The sequence below is a fragment of the Novosphingobium sp. CF614 genome, assembly GCF_900113255.1.
GTDB lineage: Bacteria > Pseudomonadota > Alphaproteobacteria > Sphingomonadales > Sphingomonadaceae > Novosphingobium.
This window is the reverse complement of sequence record NZ_FOOR01000049.1, coordinates 1-4,175: the sequence shown is the minus strand read 5'-3', so window position 1 is coordinate 4,175 and position 4,175 is coordinate 1. Positions and strand designations below refer to the sequence as shown.

Below are 4,175 nucleotides of genomic sequence, written 5' to 3'. Positions count from 1 at the left end.
CCGCACCGCGAACCGCAATATATTCCGACAAATCGCGTCATACGTATGGCGCAGGCACTGTGCTTCGCTACCTAAACGTACAAAGTCGAGATGAGCGCTGGAAGAGGAGTTCGCAGGGCGTCGTGGGTCTATATTTGGCGACATTTTCGACGCTGGTCCTGATCGCGGCGCTGTTCGCGCTTGCCACTTTCGTCGAGCGGCGGGGAAAGGTGGACCTGGTCCTGCCGCGCTGGCGCCATCGTGCCTACACGCTGGCGCTGGGCGTCTATTGCTCCAGCTGGACATTCTACGGCGCGGTCGGCAGCGCCGTGCGGGACGGCTGGAACTACCTGCCCATTTACCTGGCACCGGTTCTTCTGCTGATCGCCGCACCGGGCTTCCTCCAGCGCCTGTCCGAAGCCGTGGCGCAGGAACGGGCGACGACCGTGTCCGATTTCATCGCCGCGCGGTTTGGCCACGATGTCGTCGTGGCGCGGATCGTCACCACGATCGCGTTGCTGGGATCGATTCCCTACATCGCCCTGCAACTGCGCTCGATCGGCGGCGCGATGTCGTTCGTGTCCCACAAGCCGATGACATTCCCGGCAATGGTGATCGCGGCGATCCTGCTCACCCTCTTCACGGTGCTTTTCGGCGCGCGGCGCTATGAAGTGGCGGGACGCAGCGAGGGGCTGCTCTATGCGATCGGCGTCGATTCGCTGTTCAAACTGCTGGCACTGGCGGCCGTCGCGGCGCTTTCCGTGGCCACGGTTCTGCAAATGGCGCCGGATCGGCTTGCCGGGGCGATCACCGTGCTGGCCCGGCGGTTCGACCCAAGCCAGGTCTCGCTGGAATCAGCGGTGATCCTGCTGATCTCGGCCACTGCGATCATTACGCTGCCGCGCCAATTCTACATGGGACTGGTCGAAGCGCGCGAGCCGGGCGATCTCCGGCGCGCACGTTTCGGACTGGCGGGCTATATCGGCCTGATGGCGGTCCTGGTGCTGCCAATCTCGCTGGCCGGGATCGGCGCGCTCGGACACGATGCCTCTCCCGACAATTTCGTGCTGGGATTGCCGGCCGCGACGGGCAGCGGGCCGGTCCTGCTGCTGGCGCTGCTTGGCGGGGTCAGCGCGGCCGCATCCATGGTGATCGTGGATACCAGCGCGCTTGCGACCATGGTCTCGAACGACCTGGTGTTTCCGGCTCTGGTCCGCAGCGGCGTCGGTCAGACCGCCGGGACGATCGGGGCGAAAATGCTCGGTGTCCGGCGGCTTTCGATGCTGGGGATCATGCTGCTGGCGCTGACATGGGGATCGCTTGTCTCGTCAGCCAACTCGCTGGCCTCGATCGGCCTCATTGCCTTTGCCGCCATGGCGCAGTTCACCCCGCACCTGCTGCTCGCCGCGAACGGCAGCGGACGTGATCCCATCGCCGCACGCGCCAGCCTGGCCACTGGCCTGGCGATCTGGCTCTACACGCTGGCGCTCCCACCGATTCTGCCGGATGCGTGGACGGCAGCGGTGAGTGGCGGTCCGCTTGATCCTCTGAGGCTGTTCGGCATCGGTTCGGCATCGCCACTCGTCCACGGTGTGTTGTGGAGCCTCGGCGCCAATCTCGCGGTCTTCGGGCTGTTCGCCGCGAGAGGCATGGGTGCCCCGGCCCTACCCCGCTTCCGGCGCGACCAGCGCGCCATCACCGATCTGGCCGGACTCGCCGATCTAACCGCCAGCTTCATCGGCCGCGAACGGGTCGAGCAGGAATTCCCGGCGGCACGCAAGGGCCAGCCGGTCGATCGCCGCTCGGCGCGGCGCGCGCAAGACCTGATCGCCCGCATCGTCGGCGCCGCCTCCGCGCGGGTGCTTGTCAGCTCGGCGCTGGCCGGCGGCAAGATGAGCCTGGCCGAAGTCACCCGGCTGCTGGACGAGGGTGCGCAGAGCCTGCGCTTCTCGCGCCAGATCCTGGCAGCCACTTTCGAGAATATCGACGCCGGGATCAGCGTGGTCGATGCCGACATGAACCTTATCGCCTGGAACACGCGCTATCTCGATATCTTCGATTACGCCCCGGACGCGCTTCGGGTCGGAATGCCGGTGGCCGAACTGATCCGTCATAATGCCCAGCGCGGCGATTTCGGCCCGGGGGACACCGAATACCATGTCGCCAAGCGGCTCGAGCACATGCGACGAGGGCAGGAACACAGCTTTGAACGGCAACGCAACGACGGGCGCGTGATTAAGACCGTGGGCGGACCGATGCCCGGCGGCGGCTATGTCATGAGTTTCACCGACATCACCGGGGAAGCCCGCGTTCGCGAGGAGCTGCGCCGCACGCTTGACGAACTGGAGCAGCGCGTTGCCGAACGCACGCGGGCGCTTTCGGAAGCCAACCGGCGGCTTGCCAAGTCCGACCGCGAGAAGACCCGGTTCCTCGCCGCGGCAAGCCACGATCTGCTCCAGCCTCTGCACGCCGCCCGTCTGTTCGCCGCCGCGCTTGGCCGCGGCGCCGACGAGAACACGGGGACACTGGTTCGCCGGGTGGAAAGCGCGATTGTCGCGGCGGAAGACCTGCTGCGCTCGCTGCTCGACATATCGAAGCTGGATGCCGGCGGAGTGGCGCCCAGACCCGAGGTGCTGAGGCTGGACGCGTTTCTCGGCGATCTTGCCGAAAGCTTCCGTCCGCTTGCGGCCGAAAAAGGGCTGAACCTGCTGATCGGTCCTATGCCCGGCATGGTCGAGACCGATCCCGGGCTGTTGCGCTCGGTCATGCAGAACTTCCTGACCAACGCGGTACGCTATACCCGGCAGGGCGGAATCCTGGTCGGCGTTCGCCGGCGGGGCGGAGAATGGCGGATAGACGTGGTCGACACCGGAGTAGGGATCGAACCGGAGCAGATCGGCTCGATCTTCGGTGAATTCATCAGGCTGGGCCAGGTCGATGTGGAAGGACTTGGCCTTGGCCTGGCCCTGGTGGAACGGATCGCACGCCTTCTTGGCGGCCGGGTCGATGTCGCCTCGGTGCCCGGCCGGGGCAGTCGTTTCAGCCTGTTCCTGCCAGCGGTCGAAGGCGCCGGCCAGGCGGCCGATCCCCCGCGCGCGAGCCCCGTCCTCAAGCCCGGCAGAGCGCTGCGGGTCCTGGTGGTGGACAACGATCCGTTGATCGTCGAAGCGACTTCCATGCTCCTGTCCGGCCTGGGCCATGCTCCGATCGGGGCCCGCGGCATCGATGCCGCGCTGGCGCTCTGCGCCGAGGCCGACGCGGTGCTGGCCGATTATCAGCTCGACAACGGCGAGGACGGGCTGAACCTGATCGAGGCGATGCACAAGCGGCGACCTGGGCTGCCAGCCATGCTGATTACCGCTGAATCGGGTATTGCCATGCGTGAAAGAGCGGCAAGGCTCGGGATTTCGATCCTGATGAAGCCGGTCAATCCCACGGCGATCGAGCGCTTCCTGACGGAGGCCTCAGTGACGCAGATCGAGCCCTAACGAACGCGCGACCAGCGCCGCCTGGGTGCGGGTCCGCACGTCGAGCTTTCGCATGATCGCGGTCATGTGCGCCTTGACCGTTGCTTCGCTCATTCCGAGCGAATGCGCGACCTGCTTGTTGAGCTGGCCATCGAGCACGGCGAGCAGGACCTTGAGCTGGGTCGGCGTCAATCCCGCCACCGTCTCGCGGATGGCCTCTTCCTGCCGCATGGCAGGCGGCGCGGCCTGGCGCCTGCCCTGGAGCGCGCGGCTGATCGCCTCCTCAATGGCGTCGAGGTTCGAATCCTTTCGCAGGAAGCCGATCGCGCCGAAAGCACGCACTTCCTCCGCCACGGCCGAAGCCTCCGCGCTGGAGACGACCAGAATCGGTACGTCCGGCTTTTCCGCGTGGAGCAGCGCGATGCCGGAATAGCCGACCGCGCCGGGCATGTTGAGATCGAGCAGGATCAGCCTGAGTCCCTCGGCCTCGCCCGCCGCGCGCGCGGCGGCGCCCAACGTGCCAGCTTCCACCACTTTCGCCTCCGGCAGTACCCGCTCAACCGCGAGGGCGAGCGCCTGGCGGTACAGGGGATGGTCATCGGCGATGAGGACAGTCTCGCTCACGTCTTCTCCAGCTGCGGCCTGTTATGGAGGAGGTGGTTGACGACGGAGGGGTCGGCGAGGGTGGAGGTGTCGCCGAGGTTGGCGGTGTCGTTTTCGCCGATCTTG

General features: G+C 66.5%; 2 protein-coding genes. One reads left to right on the top strand and one right to left on the bottom strand.

The window, feature by feature from the left end:
• The first annotated feature begins 134 nt into the window (after positions 1-134).
• A complete protein-coding gene (locus BM052_RS19140; RefSeq protein WP_255406271.1) occupies positions 135-3,467 on the top strand; it encodes a PAS-domain containing protein in 3,333 nt (1,110 codons plus the stop codon).
• Here the strand turns inward: BM052_RS19140 and BM052_RS19135 are convergent.
• Positions 3,444-4,070 (bottom strand): response regulator transcription factor, encoded by a 627-nt coding sequence (locus BM052_RS19135; protein ID WP_091149458.1) that lies wholly within the window; start codon positions 4,068-4,070, stop codon positions 3,444-3,446. The two genes, BM052_RS19140 and BM052_RS19135, sit on opposite strands and share 24 nt — an antisense overlap.
• Positions 4,071-4,175 lie beyond the last annotated feature (105 nt).